Origin of the sequence: Pectobacterium versatile, from assembly GCF_020166435.1 — a bacterium.
GTDB classification, from domain to species: Bacteria; Pseudomonadota; Gammaproteobacteria; order Enterobacterales; family Enterobacteriaceae; genus Pectobacterium; species Pectobacterium versatile.
In genome coordinates this window covers 131,276-147,921 of sequence record NZ_JAINZP010000005.1, presented here as the reverse complement: position 1 = coordinate 147,921, position 16,646 = coordinate 131,276, and the positions used below count along the sequence as shown (strand labels likewise).

At 52.0% G+C, this 16,646-nt stretch carries 12 protein-coding genes; 6 read left to right on the top strand and 6 right to left on the bottom strand.

All coding sequences use genetic code 11. The features are described from left to right. Nucleotides 1-81: 81 nt before the first annotated feature. The 3 genes from K7X24_RS08580 to fdhD all read right to left on the bottom strand — a co-directional run bounded on the left by K7X24_RS08580 (nt 82) and on the right by fdhD (nt 4,037). On the bottom strand, nt 82-1,974 hold the full coding sequence (locus K7X24_RS08580) for a methyl-accepting chemotaxis protein (protein ID WP_224554287.1): 1,893 nt from the start codon (nt 1,972-1,974) through the stop codon (nt 82-84). 367 nt (nt 1,975-2,341) lie between these two features. Beyond that, nucleotides 2,342-2,968 (bottom strand): superoxide dismutase [Mn], encoded by a 627-nt coding sequence (sodA, locus tag K7X24_RS08575; protein ID WP_102118757.1) that lies wholly within the window; start codon nt 2,966-2,968, stop codon nt 2,342-2,344. Between the two features lie 235 nt (nt 2,969-3,203). Further along, entirely contained in the window at nt 3,204-4,037 is an 834-nt protein-coding gene (gene fdhD / locus K7X24_RS08570) for a formate dehydrogenase accessory sulfurtransferase FdhD (RefSeq protein ID WP_224554285.1), read from the bottom strand. A 365-nt stretch (nt 4,038-4,402) separates the two neighbouring features. On the opposite strand from fdhD, the gene K7X24_RS08565 reads away from it, so the two are divergent. Together K7X24_RS08565 and K7X24_RS08560 are read left to right on the top strand one after the other, a co-directional pair. Beyond that, nucleotides 4,403-5,938 (top strand): aldehyde dehydrogenase family protein, encoded by a 1,536-nt coding sequence (locus tag K7X24_RS08565; protein WP_224554284.1) that lies wholly within the window; start codon nt 4,403-4,405, stop codon nt 5,936-5,938. Between the two features lie 196 nt (nt 5,939-6,134). Next, nucleotides 6,135-7,127, top strand: a complete 993-nt coding sequence (locus tag K7X24_RS08560; RefSeq protein WP_224554282.1) for an acyltransferase — start codon at nt 6,135-6,137, stop codon at nt 7,125-7,127. 14 nt (nt 7,128-7,141) lie between these two features. Here K7X24_RS08560 and xylB read toward each other — a convergent pair whose 3' ends face one another. Together xylB and xylA are read right to left on the bottom strand one after the other, a co-directional pair. Continuing rightward, a complete protein-coding gene (gene xylB / locus K7X24_RS08555) occupies nt 7,142-8,599 on the bottom strand; it encodes a xylulokinase (protein WP_224554280.1) in 1,458 nt (485 codons plus the stop codon). Between the two features lie 72 nt (nt 8,600-8,671). Continuing rightward, nucleotides 8,672-9,991 (bottom strand): xylose isomerase, encoded by a 1,320-nt coding sequence (xylA, locus tag K7X24_RS08550; RefSeq protein WP_224554277.1) that lies wholly within the window; start codon nt 9,989-9,991, stop codon nt 8,672-8,674. 475 nt (nt 9,992-10,466) lie between these two features. Here xylA and xylF point away from each other — a divergent pair, with 475 nt between their 5' ends. From xylF to xylR, 4 genes are all read left to right on the top strand, one after another. Continuing rightward, nucleotides 10,467-11,462: a D-xylose ABC transporter substrate-binding protein gene (xylF, locus tag K7X24_RS08545; protein WP_224554275.1), complete on the top strand. Its 996-nt coding sequence runs from the start codon at nt 10,467-10,469 to the stop codon at nt 11,460-11,462. A 116-nt stretch (nt 11,463-11,578) separates the two neighbouring features. Beyond that, entirely contained in the window at nt 11,579-13,120 is a 1,542-nt protein-coding gene (locus K7X24_RS08540; protein ID WP_224554273.1) for a xylose ABC transporter ATP-binding protein, read from the top strand. Nucleotides 13,121-13,148: 28 nt separating this feature from the next. Continuing rightward, complete coding sequence (gene xylH, locus K7X24_RS08535) at nt 13,149-14,279, top strand: xylose ABC transporter permease XylH (protein WP_224554431.1); 1,131 nt, start codon at nt 13,149-13,151, stop codon at nt 14,277-14,279. Between the two features lie 136 nt (nt 14,280-14,415). Further along, nucleotides 14,416-15,594, top strand: a complete 1,179-nt coding sequence (gene xylR, locus K7X24_RS08530) for a D-xylose utilization transcriptional activator XylR (RefSeq protein ID WP_224554271.1) — start codon at nt 14,416-14,418, stop codon at nt 15,592-15,594. Nucleotides 15,595-15,651: 57 nt separating this feature from the next. Here the strand turns inward: xylR and K7X24_RS08525 are convergent, their stop codons facing one another. Continuing rightward, nucleotides 15,652-16,227 (bottom strand): DJ-1/PfpI family protein, encoded by a 576-nt coding sequence (locus K7X24_RS08525; protein ID WP_010284196.1) that lies wholly within the window; start codon nt 16,225-16,227, stop codon nt 15,652-15,654. Between the last annotated feature and the right edge of the window lie 419 nt (nt 16,228-16,646).

Here is a 16,646-nt window from a genome sequence, read left to right as displayed (position 1 = left end):
ATCGATGCTGGTGATAGATTCGTTGATGAAGCCCCTGTTTAACAGGGGCTTTGTCGTTTTTAGTACGTTGTGGTGTTGATATTAGCGCGGCGCGTGCAGACGATGCGTTTGGTCGGCAAACGCGATACCCGCTGGGGTGTCATCATGCTGCGCGTTTGCCAGACGGAAGACGGAAACCGCCTGCTTCAGCAGTCTCGCCTGTTCTTCCAGCGAGTCGGCAGCGGCAGAGGATTGTTCCACCAGTGCGGCGTTCTGCTGCGTGGTGCTGTCCATCTCAACAATCGCCTGGCTAACCTGGCTAATTCCCCGGCTTTGCTCATCTGATGCGGTAGCAATTTCACCCATGATGTCATGCACCTGTGTGATAGAAGTGACGATATCATTCATCGTCTTACCAGCATTGCCAACCAGCGTCGCTCCGCGTGATACCTGAGTAACCGATTCAGAGATCAGGCCTTCGATTTCTTTCGCGGCCTGAGAACTGCGCTGGGCAAGGCTACGGACTTCGCTGGCAACAACGGCAAATCCACGGCCTTGCTCACCGGCGCGGGCGGCTTCCACCGCGGCGTTCAATGCCAAAATGTTGGTCTGGAAGGCGATGCTGTTGATGACGGACGTGATTTCCGCGATACGTTTAGAGCTGCTCTCAATCGCCGTCATGGTTTGCACCACGTTATTCACCTGCTCGCCGCCTTGTTTTGCGGTTTGAGATGCGCTGATTGCCAGCTTATTCGCGTGGTGTGCGTTATCTGCGTTTTGCTTAACCGTCGCGGTGAGCTGCTCCATGCTGGCGGCGGTTTCCTCAACGGCAGCGGCCTGCTGCTCGGTACGTGATGACAGGTCTGTGTTACCCGCGACGATTTCGCTGGACGCGTTAGAAATCTGGCTGACGCCGACGCGAATGTCATCGATCATATTGTGCAGGTTGTCATTCATTTTCGACATCGCACTCATCAACTGACCCAACTCATCCTTACGCGTCGTGTTGATGGACATGGTGAGATCGCCCGTCGCGATTTTTTCAGCCATGCTCAACGTGCTGCCGAGCGGTGTGGTGATCTGGCGTGAAATGAACCAGGAAATCAGCAGACCAAGCAGTAGCGTAATCAGCGCTGTGATACTCATTTGCAGCGTGGCACTGCGAATGTCTGCCTGTGAAGCAGCTAGCTGATCGCTGAGGAGTGATTTAACGACGGTATTCAGCTGTTCGGCTACCACGCGCATTTGTCCTGCCTGCGCGATTTCCTCTTGATAGGCTGGCATATAGGCCAACACCTGCTCTTCATAATTATTCACGATCGTCAGAACCGGTGCCAGCGTTTCACGTTGTTCGGCAGACAGGCTCTGATACAGGAAAGTTAATGACGTTTGTGCCGCGTTGATGGAATCCGTCAGTTTTTCTTCGGATTCTTTGTTGGTAGAAAGTAATAAACCACGAACGTGGTAGCGGACGGCAATCAGTTTTTGGTTCAGGTCAGAAAGTAATAATTGAAGATTAGTGCTGTTATTGTCTAGCTTTAATTGATCATTGAGCTGTTGCAGTGGTTTTTCTGTTGTCGATATATTCCAATTTTTTCTGACGTTATCTTTGGTATTCACTGCATCAATATAATTTTTCTGTTTTTCCTGATAGCTGGAAATTAATGCAGGGATGTTGGCTATTTTCTTAGCATCATTTTCTGGCCAGCTAAATTCTTTTGCTGTCTCAGCAAGTCTATTGACATTGGAAATGTGTTCAATGTTCTTTTTTATATCATCAGGATTATAGGTAGTGCCGTATAATGCACGGTAATATTTAGCCTGATTAATTTCATCATTAATACTGTTGCTTAAATTCACTTTATCAATACTGTCTTTCAGCGAGCTTATATGCATAATGCCCGCGCCGGCAATCACCATGGTCATCAGCAGAATCAGGAAAAAGCCTAATCCTAATTTTTTACCGACTTTTAGATTGTCAAAATTTATAACCATCACATTTCACCAATATATCATATTAAGCCAAATTCACTATCCTGATGCACACTTGATTAGCGGTGTTAGCATCTCGGATTACCGCGTGCCAAGCCAATCCCTGCAAAACAACATGATAAAAACCCGCAGTAGATATCGGCACTCTACTCTGAAACTTTACGCGCCGCCCACTTTTCGCGCAGGGAGCCTGTGCACTAACAGAAATGAGTAAACAACGTGAGATCACGACTATGCGATTGCGTGTAGCGAGGGAAGGAGGGGGAGAAAATACGGACAGATAGATAATAAAAAACTGGAATAACAGGCTGTTGTTCCAGTTTATATTCAAACGCAGAAGAGGCCTGACAGGATCAGGCACTCAACGGTTTTATTTTTTCGCGCTAGCGAAACGAGCAGCGGCTTCGTCCCAGTTCAACACGTTCCAGAATGCTTTAGCATAAGCTGGACGAAGGTTCTGATATTTCAGGTAGTAAGCGTGCTCCCATACGTCGAGACCGACGATTGGGTAGCCAGACGCGCCAGAAACAGCTTCACCCATCAGCGGGCTGTCTTGGTTTGCAGTAGACACTACGGCCAGTTTGCCATCGTCTTTCAGTACCAGCCACGCCCAGCCAGAACCGAAGCGGGTTGCTGCTGCTTGCTCAAATTTCTCTTTAAACGCATCAACGCTGCCGAAATCACGTTCGATAGCGGCTTTCAGGTCGCCAGTCAGCGTCGTACCTACTTTCAGGCCTTTCCAGAACAGGCTGTGGTTAACGTGGCCGCCAGCGTTGTTACGCAGTGCTGTTCTTTTCTCCGCAGGAACTTTATCCAGTTGAGCGATCAGCTCTTCAGCAGACAATGTAGCCAGTTCAGGCAGAGATTCCAGCGCGGCGTTAGCATTATTGACGTAAGCCTGATGGTGTTTGGAATGGTGAATTTCCATCGTTTCTTTGTCGAAATGCGGTTCCAGTGCGTCATAAGCATAAGGCAGCGATGGCAGTGAATAACTCATGTTTAGCATCTCCATGGTAATAAAAATGTTACGGCACTGTGTTGTTAGTACCGCGTAAGCAATGCCTTCATTATAGTTAATTAAATGATATTGAAAATGATTATTCTCGAGCGGGTGACATGAATCAGATTGCTTTACTTCATGATAACAAACGCTTATATCGTTATTACACTATGTAAAAACAAATTAATCTATACCCGTCGCCTGCAAAACGCCGCGAATTTGGTGGTGTCTCTTACGCGCTCAGACGCTGCGAGTGTGTGTAGATAGTCGCATGTCCCAGCCGACAAAAACCGACGAGTGTCAGGTTGCAGCGCTGTGCGACCTCTACGGCCAGTGAAGTGGCCGCTGAGACAGCAAACAGGATTTCCACGCCGCACATGGCGGATTTTTGGACCATCTCATAGCTGGCCCGGCTGGAGACTAGGACAGCGCCTTGCTGCCACCCCTGCTTCGCTCGGGTACCTAGCAGCTTATCCAGCGCGACATGGCGGCCGACGTCTTCACTCCCCCCGGACAGCGTGCCGTCTGGCGCGACCCAGCTTGCGGCGTGAGTGCAACCCGTTACCTGACCGATCTTCTGCACATCGCGCAGCCGCACCAGCGCGTTTTCAAGTTTGCTAAGGGAAAATGTCTGCGTGAAGGGCAGAGATGCGATCGGTTTGCCGATTTCCGCGAGTTGTTCTACGCCACATACGCCGCAGCCTGTACGGCCATCCATCGCTCGGCGGCGTTCTTTTAGTCCAGCGAAGCGTCGGCTCGAAAGCTCAATCTGCACTTCGATACCGTGACAGGCGGCCTGTACATCAATGCCATAGATATCTGCCGGTGATTGAATAATGCCTTCAGATAAAGAAAACCCGAGTGCGAACTGTTCCAGTTCCTTCGGTGAGGTCATCATGACGACATGCGATATGCCGTTATAAACCAACGCAACGGGCACCTCTTCCGCTAGCCAGTCAGACTGTGGCTGATGCAGAGAATCGGGATGATAGACTGAATGTTGCGTTGCGCCTTCAAGGGCGGCATCCGCTGGTAAATGAACCCCTTCCACCTGAAATACCTGCATGTTAGTAACCCTAGAAATTAAAAGTATTATACCCGTCATACTTCAAGTTGCATGTGCGTTGGCTGCGTTTAAATACTCGGCCCATCGTGGGCCTCGCCCCTTCGGGGTCAGCGCAAGCGCTGTTCAAAAACGCCTTGCCGTTTTTGTCCTGAAACTCGAATTATTTAGGGTATACCTCACCGTGCCTGAAGGGACGCGACTTTTTCTCGCAAGAAACTGTGCGTCAACTCGAAGAGTTGCCTTCTTCTCTGGCCGAATCCTGTCGCTAACCCCATACCCCATATAGGCTTAATGTAACTGCTTACTGTTTGCCTCTTTTTTCACTGCGGCATGGCCGCTCACTCGGAAATGAAAAGGAGACTGAAATGGCGCACGATAATCTCGAAGGCCGATCCGCGTCTGGCGAATACGGCTCTCTCAATCTGAAAAAACGCTATGACAATTTTATCGGCGGAGTTTGGGTACCACCTGACGCTGGTCAGTATTTTGTCAATTTGACGCCAGTAACGGGCCAACCGCTGTGTGAAGTGGCCAGTTCGTCAACGCGAGATATTGACCACGCGCTGGATGCTGCTCACAAGGCAAAAGCGGAATGGGGTGGCCTGTCGGTGCAGGAACGTGCGTTGGTGCTTAACCGAATCGCCGACCGGATGGAGCAAAACCTTGAGCTGCTGGCACAGGTGGAAACCTGGGATAACGGTAAACCGATACGCGAAACTAGCGGGGCAGACGTACCGTTGGCGATTGACCACTTTCGCTATTTTGCGGCTTGTATCCGCGCGCAAGAAGGGGGGATTAGCGAAATTGATGGCGATACCGTGGCCTATCATTTTCATGAGCCTCTCGGCGTTGTCGGGCAAATCATTCCCTGGAATTTCCCGCTGCTAATGGCCTGTTGGAAGATGGCACCAGCGCTGGCCGCCGGTAACTGTATTGTGCTGAAACCCGCCAAACTGACGCCGATGTCAGTATTGATTTTGATGGAACTGATTCAGGATCTGCTGCCGCCAGGTGTCATCAATGTCGTTAATGGGTCGGGCAGCGAAATTGGTGAATATCTGGCAACGTCGAAACGCGTTGCGAAAGTGGCATTCACCGGTTCGACCGAGGTGGGTCAGCAGATCATGAGCTATGCGGCGCAGAACGTGACGCCGGTGACGCTGGAATTGGGTGGCAAATCGCCGAACATCTTCTTTGCCGATGTGATGGACAAGGAAGACAGCTTCTTTGACAAAGTGCTCGAAGGTTTCACGCTGTTTGCCTTCAATCAGGGAGAGGTCTGCACCTGTCCGAGCCGCGCGCTGGTGCAGGAATCTATCTACGATCGCTTTATGGAACGGGCAATCAAGCGCGTTGAGGCTATCCGCATCGGTAACCCGCTGGATAGCAAAACCATGATGGGCGCGCAGGTGTCGGCAGGCCAGCTCGACACCATCCTTAACTACATTGATATCGGTAAGAAAGAGGGGGCACGCGTGCTCACGGGCGGCCAGCGCAAGGCGATGCTAGGCGGGCTGGCGGAAGGCTACTATCTGGAACCGACGATATTGTTCGGTAAAAACAGTATGCGTGTCTTCCAGGAGGAAATTTTCGGACCGGTGCTGGCAGTCACGACCTTCAAAACGATGGATGACGCACTGGAGATCGCCAACGATACGGAATACGGTCTGGGAGCTGGCGTATGGAGCCGCAACGGCAATATCGCTTACCGGATGGGGCGCGGTATTCAGGCCGGCCGCGTCTGGACCAACTGTTATCACGCCTATCCGGCGCATGCGGCATTTGGGGGTTATAAGCAGTCCGGCATCGGGCGTGAAAACCATAAAATGATGTTGGAACACTACCAGCAAACCAAGTGCCTGTTGGTGAGTTACTCTGATAAGCCGATGGGGCTGTTCTAGCGCCATATTCCGTAAGATCCTGCGCGCTTGCCACCGTCGGCGCGCATAACTTAACTCAACACCGTTTATCCGTATTAAGCCGTCCTTACACTAGGATTTGCCCGGTTGTTATAGCTGATGATTGATAGTTGATTGTGTCAGCGCTTAACAACGGCTACGCTGTTTTGAATAGCGCTTTGCTTTCAAGAGGTTGTGCATGACGGATAAGATCGGCTGGATTGATAACCTGCGGGCGCTGGCCTGCATGATGGTCGTTCTGATTCATAGTACAACCTACTATATTACCGCGGGCGGCACGCCAGGCGATGGACACTGGGATGTGGCGAATGTCCTGAACTCCGCCTCGCGCGTCTGTGTTCCGCTGTTTTTCATGATCTCGGGTTACTTATTCTTTGGTGAGCGTCGCGCGGGGAAGAAGCATTTTCTGCGTATCGGTTTATGCCTGCTTTTCTACAGCACGGTTGCATTGATTTATATTGCGACGCTCACCCCGATTAATGGCCTGAACTCACTGCACCATGTGCTGCAAAAACCGATCTTTTATCACTTATGGTTTTTCTACGCCATTATCGTGATTTATCTGCTCTCTCCGCTTATTACCATCACGCCGGTATCAGGTAAATATTTAGCCGTCTTGATTATCTTGCTGGCCGTTGTCGCCAACCCCAATACAGGGCGAGTGGAGTTTGAAGGATTTCAATTACTGCCCGTGAATCTCTATATTTACGGCGATACGTTTTACTACGTGCTGTACGCCGCGCTGGGGCGCGCGTTAGGCATGTTGGACGTGCCAAAGAAAGTCGTACTGGCGGCTATCCCCTTCTTCATTGCGTGTGTCGCGCTGGTCGCGATGGGGACAAAGTACCATACATTATTGAACGATACGTTCACCCAGACGTTTTACATCTACTGTGGCCCGCTGGTATTTTTGGCTGCGGTCAGCCTTCTGGTGGTGTTTAAGCACTACTTTAGCCAGCGGATTTTACTGGGCTTTGCCACCATTTCGCGCCATTCACTGGCGATTTACGGCTTCCACGCGTTGATCATTCACTCTCTGCGTACGCATGATGTGATGCTACCCGCTCATCCGGTTCTCGATATCTTCTCTGTTTTCTCCATCACGCTGGCAGGCAGCCTGCTGCTTTCGATGGCGTTACAGAAAATCGATGTGCGACGCTGGGTGAGCTGACTACGGATTAATTTTTACATCAACGGCTTAAGCTGTTGGTAGAGAGCCTTAAATGTACGTCTCCGCTCGGCATAGTCGGCGTGACGCTGGGGGGCTGGCTGATGAACCTGTTCCAGCGGCAGCGGCGGCAGGAGCTCTGCCAGTGGCGTATGCGGATGCATGGCGATTTGCGCCAAACGGGCGGCACCGAGCGCAGGGCCGACATCTCCTCCCGTGCGGTACGCTAGCGTTTGACCGCTGATATCCGCCAGCATTTGCCGCCAGTAGGCGCTACGTGCACCACCGCCAATCAGCGTAATACTATCGGGCTTGAGCCCAGTCATATGCAGCGCGTCCATGCCGTCGGCAAGCGCAAATCCCACACCTTCCAGTACGGCTTTTGCCAGTTCTGCACGGCCGTGTTGATGGGTGAGCCCCCAGAATGCGCCTTTGGCATCGGGATTATTGTGCGGTGTGCGCTCGCCGGAAAGATAGGGCAAGAACCACACTGGCGTTATCGTGTCGTCGGCTGGCGTCGAAGCGATTTCCTGCAACAGTGCAGGCACGCTCTCCGCGTGCGTCAGGTGGGCGACCCAGTCGAGGCAGGACGCGGCGCTTAACATCACGGACATCAGGTGCCAGGTATTCGGCAGCGCGTGGCAGAAGCTGTGGACGGCATGTTGCGGATTGCTGAGAAAACCGTCACTGACGGCGAAGTAAACGCCGGATGTGCCGAGAGACAGCATCGCCTGACCCGTTTGATACAGCCCGACACCAATCGCACCTGCTGCGTTATCTCCACCGCCAGCAATGACGGGGACGGGATCCATACCCCAACGACTGGCGATGTCAGGCCGCAGATAACCGGTAATCTGGCTGCCTTCATACAGCGTTGGCATGTGCTTGCGGCTCAGCGCACAGACTTCCAGCAGAGTGTCGCTCCAGTCTCGTTTGGCGACGTCCAGCCAAAGCGTTCCCGCCGCATCGGACATGTCGCTGGCAAATTCCCCTGTCAGACGCCAGCGGAGATAGTCTTTCGGCAACAGGACCTTGTTGATTTGGCGGAAGATGTCGCTTTCTTTTTCCTGCACCCATTTCAGCTTGGGCGCGGTAAAGCCCGGCATCATCAGGTTACCGGTAATCTGGCGCGATGTAGGCACCTGCTGTTCCAGCGTTCGGCATTGGGCCGCGCTGCGTCCGTCATTCCAGAGAATCGCGGGTCGCAGTACGTTATGGCGGGCATCCAGCAAGGTGGCACCGTGCATTTGTCCGGTCAGCCCTAGCGCTTTCACGGCGCGAAGGCTGTGCGTGGCTGCCAACGCTTGTAGCACCTGCTCGGTTGCCTGCCACCAGTCTTCAGGCGCCTGTTCCGACCAGAGCGGGTGCGGACGAGAAATGCTCAGCGCAGCGCTATGGCTGGCAACCACCTCGCCAGCTTCATCCAGCAGGATGGCTTTAACACCGGACGTACCCAGATCAATACCGATATACATAGTGGCTCCTGATAAGCCTCTGCGACAGGGTTTAGTCTGTCGCAGTAGGTGTAACATAGTGAGCGTACCGTTTTAGCCAAATAGGTGGCGGTTAACCAGATTTTCCAGCAATTCCTGCTGGCCACTCTGGTGCTGTGGTGTCAGTTGATGGCTTTCTGCATAGCGGGCAAGCGATTCCAGCGAGGCGTTACCTTGCAGAATTTGCTGACCCAGTTCCCCGTTCCAGCCCGCATAGCGTTTAGCGACCAACTGATTGAGCTTATCATCCTCAATCATTCTGGCGGCAGCCTTGAGCGCCAGTGCCATCGTATCCATCGCGCCGATATGCGCATGGAAAAGGTCGTAGCGATCGGTGCTCTGGCGGCGGACTTTGGCATCAAAGTTCAGGCCACCCGTCGTGAAGCCACCCGCTTTGAGAATTTCGTACATAATTAGCGCGTTCTCTTCCACGCTGTTAGGGAACTGATCGGTGTCCCAACCGAGCTGCGGATCACCGCGGTTCGCATCGACAGACCCGAAAATGCCCAGCGCGACGGCGGTGGCGATTTCATGGTGGAATGAATGGCCTGCCAGCGTAGCGTGGTTGGCTTCCACGTTGACTTTAATCTCTTTTTCCAGCCCAAACTGTTTCAGGAAGCCATAAACGGTGGCGACATCATAGTCGTATTGATGCTTGGTCGGTTCCTGCGGTTTCGGTTCAATGAGCAGCGTGCCTTGAAAACCGATTTTGTGTTTATGCTCGACGACCATCTGCATGAAGCGGCCGATCTGTTCACGCTCCTGACGCAGGTCGGTATTGAGCAGGGTTTCATATCCCTCACGCCCGCCCCACAGCACATAGTTTTCGCCACCCAGTTTTTGGGTCGCGTTCATAGCTGTGAACACCTGTGTGGCCGCCCAGGCAAAGACGTCTGGGTCAGGACTGGTGGCCGCGCCTGCGCCGTAGCGGGGATGAGTGAAACAGTTCGCGGTGCCCCACAGTAGCTTCACGCCGCTATCCTGCTGCTTTTCCGCCAGAACATCGGTAATTACCGCAAAGTTATGCAGATACTCTTTCAGTGAATTCCCTTCTGGCGCGACATCAACATCATGAAAGCAGTAGTAAGGCACGCTGAGCTTTTGAAAGAATTCGAATGCGATATCCGCTTTGCGCTTTGCCAACTCCAGTGCGTCGCCTGACTGCTGCCACGGGCGGGCAAAGGAGCCGACGCCAAACATATCCGCGCCGTTCCAGCAGAACGTGTGCCAATACGCGACGGCAAAACGCAAATGGTCCGCCATACGTTTACCGAGTATTTCCTGATCGGGATTGTAGTGACAAAAGGCGAAGGGGTTGTTGCTTTGGCTACCTTCATAACGAACTTTTTCGATCTGTTCAAAATAGGCTTGCATCGTTAACTCCTTAGAAACCACCCAGACGGAAGAGACGGGAATGTGATTAATTTTCGGAGTGGATGAGTGTTTCCTCAATTACGTTATTTCACACTGAAATTCAGAGAATTATTAAATGTGCGCTGTGTCGCAAAAAATAACGGCGTTTTACTCTGAATACGCTTCGCAATAGGTAACAAAATGAAAATGTGACTCGACAATAAAATATGACCCGTATCAAAAAACGGAAATTAAACCAAAAAACATAATTGGAGGATAAAAATCTGTAATTGATGGGGGGATGTTTAGCGACAATACTCATCTGGCTATTGGAGTCTTACCCGTCATACTTCAAGTTACATGTGCGTTGGCAGCGTTCAGTCACCCGAATCACTTACTTGTGTAAGCTCATCGGGATTCCCTCTCTTGCCGCCTTCCTGTAACTCGAATTATTTAGGGTATCGCCCTGCATCTTAAATAAAAAAGGTACGCAATGATGAAAGTTAACCATTTTTTACTCTCAGCTTGTGCCGTATTCACTTTAGCTTGTCAGCCCGGATTCGCGAAGGACGTTAAAATAGGCATGGCGATTGATGACTTGCGTCTTGAACGCTGGCAGAAAGATCGCGATCTTTTTGTTGAGCAAGCCAAAAAGCAGGGTGCTGATGTTTTTGTTCAATCAGCAAACGGCAATGAAGCGACGCAAATTTCTCAAATAGAAAACATGATTAATCGCGGTGTCGATGTATTAGTCATTATTCCTTATAACGGTCAGGTGCTTGGCAATGTTATTGCAGAAGCAAAACGTGAGGGAATAAAAGTGCTTGCTTACGATCGCATGATTAATAATGCGGACGTGGATTTTTATATTTCATTTGATAATGAAAAGGTTGGAGAGCTACAGGCGAAATATCTCGTCGATAAGGTGCCTGGCGGGAATTATTTCTTAATGGGTGGCTCACCGGTCGATAATAATGCGAAGCTGTTTCGTCAGGGGCAAATGAAAGTGCTCACGCCGTTGATCGAGAGTGGGAAAATAAAAGTGGTCGGCGATCAGTGGGTTGATGCCTGGCTACCAGAGAACGCGCTGAAAATTATGGAAAATGCGCTAACGGCGAACAGTAATAAGATCGATGCTGTTGTGGCGTCGAACGATGCCACGGCGGGCGGAGCGATTCAGGCGCTTGCTGCACAGGGATTGGCAGGGAAAGTCGCGATTTCCGGTCAGGATGCCGATCTGGCGGCTATCAAACGGATTGTGGCAGGCACGCAAACGATGACGGTCTACAAACCGATCAGCAAGCTGGCGAAAGATGCCGCAGATATCGCCGTGGCGCTCGGCTCCGATAAAAAACCGGAATCTAACGCTAAATTAAACAATGGCTTAAAAGATATTCCTTCCTTCTTACTGACTCCGATTCCCGTCGATAAATCCAATATCGATTCCACCGTCATTGCCGATGGCTTCCACAAAAAAGCGGATGTGTATTAACGCACGTTGCAGCCAATAGATTTCAGGATGTAGGAAATTTACCGAGCCACGATATGCCGTTGTGGCTCGCCACTGTTGCTGACGAGGTCTGAGACACCTGAATCACGGGGGCCATGATGCTGCATCTGTTGGAAATGAAAAACATCACCAAGGCGTTTGGCACGGTGAAAGCCGTAGATAACGTTAGCCTGATGCTGGACGCGGGTCAGGTCTTGTCGCTGTGTGGCGAGAATGGCTCAGGGAAATCCACTTTAATGAAGGTGCTGTGTGGCATTTATCCGTATGGCAGCTATGACGGGCAGATCGTGTTCTCGGGTGACGAGCTACGCGCCAACCATATTCGCGATACGGAGCAAAAAGGCATCGCGATCATTCATCAGGAACTGGCACTGGTGAAAGAAATGACGGTGCTGGAGAACCTCTTTTTGGGCAACGAGTGGACGCGTTTTGGTGTGATGGATTACGACAATATGTATCTACGCTGCCAGCGCATGCTGGAGCAGGTCAAGCTGGCTGTCGATCCGAATACCAAAGTGGGTGAGCTTGGATTAGGTCAGCAGCAACTGGTGGAAATCGCCAAAGCGCTGAACAAGCAGGTGCGTCTGCTGGTGCTAGATGAGCCAACGGCCTCATTGACCGAGCGGGAAACCGCTATCCTGCTTGATATCATTCAGGATCTGCGCGATCACGGTATCGCCTGCATTTATATCTCGCACAAGCTCAACGAAGTTAAAGCCATTTCCGATGTGATTTGCGTGATTCGCGATGGGAAGCCGATTGGCACGCATCCGGCAGTCGAGCTGAGCGAGGACCAGATCATTGCCATGATGGTGGGGAGAGAGCTGACGGAGCTTTATCCCAATGAGCCGCATGTCATTGGTGAAGAAGTATTACGCGTAGAACACCTTACCGCTTGGCATCCCGTCAATCGCCATATTCGTCGGGTGGATGATGTCTCGTTTGCTCTACACCGAGGCGAAATTCTCGGTATCGCCGGGCTGGTTGGGTCGGGGCGTACGGAGACGGTGCAGTGCCTGTTTGGTTCCTATCACGGCCATTGGCAGGGCGACATTTTTATTGATGGTAAGCCAGTGACTATCAGTAACTGCCAACAGGCTATGGCACAGGGCATTGCGATGGTGCCGGAGGATCGTAAGAAGGACGGCATCGTTCCGGTGATGAGCGTGGCGCAGAACATGACGCTGGCGGCACTCGACCAATTCACGGGGGCGTTTTCCATGCTGGATGATGCCCGTGAGCAGGACATCATCCGGCAATCGCTAGCGAACCTGAAAGTGAAAACGTCCAGCCCAGAACTGGCGATTGCCCGGTTAAGCGGCGGCAACCAGCAAAAAGCGGTGCTGGCGAAATGCCTGCTGTTGAACCCCCGCATTCTGATTCTCGATGAACCCACGCGCGGCATTGATATCGGTGCCAAATACGAAATCTATAAGCTCATTAATGCACTGGTAAAACAGCACATTGCCGTCATTGTCATTTCTTCTGAATTGCCCGAAGTGCTGGGGTTGAGCGATCGGGTATTGGTGATGCATCAGGGGCGTATCAAAGCGGATTTGATCAATCGTAATTTAACCCAGGAACAGGTTATGGAAGCTGCATTGAGGAGTGAACATCGTGCTGAAAACATCGCAGTCTGAACAACAACATATCGCTGGCTCTGCCTCGATGCTGCAACGGCTGAAAAGCATCAACCTTCAGGTCTACGTGATGATTGCTGCCATCATCGCCATCATGCTTTTTTTCACTTACATGACCGACGGGGCGTATCTCAGCGCGCGTAATCTTTCCAACCTGCTGAGGCAAACGGCGATCACCGGCATTCTGGCGGTTGGCATGGTGTTTGTCATTATCTCCGCCGAAATCGATCTGTCGGTCGGTTCGATGATGGGGCTGCTGGGCGGTGCGGCGGCTATTTTTGATGTCTGGTTTGGCTGGCCCTTGCCGTTGACCATCGTTGTGACGCTCGCGCTGGGACTATTGCTGGGCGCGTGGAATGGCTGGTGGGTTGCCTACCGGAAAGTCCCTTCGTTTATCGTGACGCTGGCGGGGATGCTGGCTTTTCGCGGCATTCTGATCGGTATTACCAATGGGACGACGGTTTCTCCGACCAGTGAAGCGATGTCGCAGATTGGGCAAAGTTATCTGCCTTCCGGCATCGGTTTTATGTTCGGTGCCGTCGGGTTGATGGTGTTTATTGGTTGGCAGTGGCGTCGGCGCAGCAGCCGCGCCCGATTAGGGTTACCGATAAATCCACCTGCAGGTGATATTGGCCGTCAGACAGTGACGGCATTGGTGGTGCTGGGCGCGATTTATCTGCTGAATGACTATCGCGGTGTGCCAACGCCAGTGCTGGTGCTGACGCTATTGATGCTGGGCGGTATTTTTCTCGCGACGCGAACCGCATTTGGCCGCCGCATCTATGCCGTGGGGGGGAATATCGATGCCGCTCGCCTATCGGGCGTGAATGTCGAGCGCACCAAAATGGCGGTATTCGCGATTAACGGCCTGATGGTCGCGGTCGCTGGGCTGATTCTCAGTTCACGCTTGGGAGCAGGTTCGCCATCCGCTGGGAATATTGCCGAGCTGGATGCGATTGCCGCCTGTGTGATTGGCGGCACCAGTCTGGCGGGCGGGATTGGCAGCGTTGCGGGTGCGGTGATGGGGGCATTTATCATGGCGTCGCTGGATAACGGGATGAGCATGCTGGATGTGCCGACGTTCTGGCAATACGTCGTTAAAGGCGGGATCCTACTATTAGCGGTGTGGATGGATACCGCAACAAAGCGGCGTGTATGACGCGATGTTGAGTCTGCGGAGGAAATACGTGGCGGCTCGCAATAATCAGCAAATTATTTTGGCCTCTTGGGGCGCTGTGCTATTCAAGGAAGAAGACTTTATTCAAGGAACTTGCGATTAATGAGCGCCAACTGCCATGTTTGAAAAACGCTATCGCATCACGCTGCTGTTCAACGCCAATAAAGTGTATGACCGTCAGGTGGTTGAAGGCGTTGGCGAGTATTTACAGGCTTCCCAGTGTGACTGGGACATCTTCATCGAAGAAGATTTCCGTTGCCGCATCGATAACATTAAAGAATGGCTGGGCGACGGTGTGATTGCCGATTTTGACGATGGTGAGATTAAACGGCTGCTACAGGATGTGAATGTTCCGCTGGTGGGGGTGGGGGGTTCTTACCATCAGCCCGAAGATTACCCTCCTGTGCATTATATCGCGACAGATAATTATGCATTGGTGGAAAGCGCGTTTATGCACCTCAAAGAGAAAGGGCTGAACCGCTTTGCTTTCTATGGTTTGCCCGCATCAGGCGGGAAAGGCTGGGCGCAGGAACGGGAGCATGCTTTCCGACAGCTGGTTGCGGCAGAAAAGTATCAGGGCGTGGTGTATCAGGGAATGGAAACGTCGCCGGATAACTGGCAATACGCACAAAATCGGCTGGCTGACTGGGTGCAGGGGTTACCGCCTCAGACGGGGATTATCGCGGTGACAGATTCCCGCGCGCGCCATCTGTTGCAGGTCTGCGAACATCTGAATATTGCCGTACCGGAAAAGCTGTGCGTCATCGGGATCGATAACGAAGATCTGATTCGCTACCTTTCACGCGTCGCGCTCTCGTCGGTGGCGCAGGGCACGCGCCAAATGGGATATCGTGCAGCGAAACTGCTGCACCAGCTGCTGTTGAATCAGGTTGATGTACCGCTGCAACGTATTTTGGTGCCGCCGGTTCGGGTGGTTGAACGTCGCTCAACGGATTATCGCTCCGTGCACGATCCTGCCGTTATTCAGGCGATGCACTTTATTCGCTATCACGCCTGCAAAGGGATTAAGGTTGAGCAGGTGCTGGATGCGGTAGGGATTTCCCGCTCTAATCTGGAAAAACGCTTCAAAGACGAAGTCGGCCAGACCATTCACGGCATGATTCATGAGGAAAAGCTGGATCGGGCGCGTAACTTGCTGATATCGACCTCGCTCTCGATTAGCGAGATCTCGCTGATGTGCGGCTATCCTTCACTGCCCTATTTTTATGCCGTCTTTAAGAAAGGGTATGACATCACGCCGAAAGAGTACCGCGAGCGTTATGGGGAAGGTTATTGATGCGGGAAAGGCAGGAAGGCGCGAGGGTGCGCGCCTTATCATTAGGTTGGTGAACGGTTACGCTGGCACGCGCCAGTAATCGTAATCGATGTGTTCAACCTGGAAGTTGGCGTTTTCTTTGTCACCGGTCAGACGGCTGGCGAGGGTAAAGGCAAAATCGAATGTCACGCCCAGACCTTTGCCGCTGATCAGATTGCCGTCTTCCACGACTTTCTCGTCAACGTAAACGCCATCGGTCACGTCCTGCCATAAATTCCCGGAGCAAACGTAGCGGCGGCCTTTCAGCAGTTTGTTACCACCCAGCACGCGCGCGGCTGCGGAGCACAGTGGGCAAATCAGTTTTCCCGCGTCATCGTGGCGACGGATAAACTCGACGACCATCGGGTTTGCGGCCAGATTTACCGTCCCCTGTGGGCCGCCGGGAATAACCACGGCATCAAACAGCGTGTCCTGGTTTCTTTCCAGCAGCGCATCGGCAAACATGCGAATATTATGATAACTGTGCAGCTCCAGTCTGTCATAGCATGACAGCATGGTGACTTCTATCTTCATACGGTGCAGGACATCAATCACCATAATCGCTTCTGCTTCTTCAAACCCAGGAGCCAGCAGAACGGCGACTTTCTTAGACATAGCATCTCCAGCAATATGCAAGGGAAGGTGTTAACCGCAAGAGGATAGCAAAGAAATATCGACAAAATGAAACGATGTTTTATTAATGTCGGGTGGGTCGCGTAAACGATTTTTGCTGCTTAGCCTGAAGAGAAGATAGCGCTATACTTGCTAACTTGGTCGTGAATTGGCCGCGAATTTTTTTGCATGAAAGTATGACTCTTCTCTTCCTGTCCTGCCAAAAAGATGTTTAAATTATCACTCACTTATTTTGCATAAATATGCATTTGTGAGTGTGTCGATGTTGGTCATCGTCCAGCCCGCTTGATGCAGGATGTGCACAGGGTGCGAACACTCACGAATGTATGGCGTAACATAATGGTGTGGGCGACTGAGCTGATACCCTAGGGGTATATCACCATAGATCTTTCGAGCAGGGA

Excerpts from the sequence above, each read along its gene's own strand:
- xylA (WP_224554277.1), bottom strand. The coding sequence starts at position 9,991 with ATGCAAGCCTATTTTGAACAGATCGAAAAAGTTCGTTATGAAGGTAGC.
- K7X24_RS08540 (WP_224554273.1), top strand. The coding sequence starts at position 11,579 with ATGCTGCATCTGTTGGAAATGAAAAACATCACCAAGGCGTTTGGCACG.
- xylF (WP_224554275.1), top strand. The coding sequence starts at position 10,467 with ATGAAAGTTAACCATTTTTTACTCTCAGCTTGTGCCGTATTCACTTTA.
- K7X24_RS08560 (WP_224554282.1), top strand. The coding sequence starts at position 6,135 with ATGACGGATAAGATCGGCTGGATTGATAACCTGCGGGCGCTGGCCTGC.
- sodA (WP_102118757.1), bottom strand. The coding sequence starts at position 2,968 with ATGAGTTATTCACTGCCATCGCTGCCTTATGCTTATGACGCACTGGAA.
- xylR (WP_224554271.1), top strand. The coding sequence starts at position 14,416 with ATGTTTGAAAAACGCTATCGCATCACGCTGCTGTTCAACGCCAATAAA.
- K7X24_RS08525 (WP_010284196.1), bottom strand. The coding sequence starts at position 16,227 with ATGTCTAAGAAAGTCGCCGTTCTGCTGGCTCCTGGGTTTGAAGAAGCA.
- fdhD (WP_224554285.1), bottom strand. The coding sequence starts at position 4,037 with ATGCAGGTATTTCAGGTGGAAGGGGTTCATTTACCAGCGGATGCCGCC.
- K7X24_RS08580 (WP_224554287.1), bottom strand. The coding sequence starts at position 1,974 with ATGGTTATAAATTTTGACAATCTAAAAGTCGGTAAAAAATTAGGATTA.
- xylB (WP_224554280.1), bottom strand. The coding sequence starts at position 8,599 with ATGTATATCGGTATTGATCTGGGTACGTCCGGTGTTAAAGCCATCCTG.
- K7X24_RS08565 (WP_224554284.1), top strand. The coding sequence starts at position 4,403 with ATGGCGCACGATAATCTCGAAGGCCGATCCGCGTCTGGCGAATACGGC.
- xylH (WP_224554431.1), top strand. The coding sequence starts at position 13,149 with ATGCTGCAACGGCTGAAAAGCATCAACCTTCAGGTCTACGTGATGATT.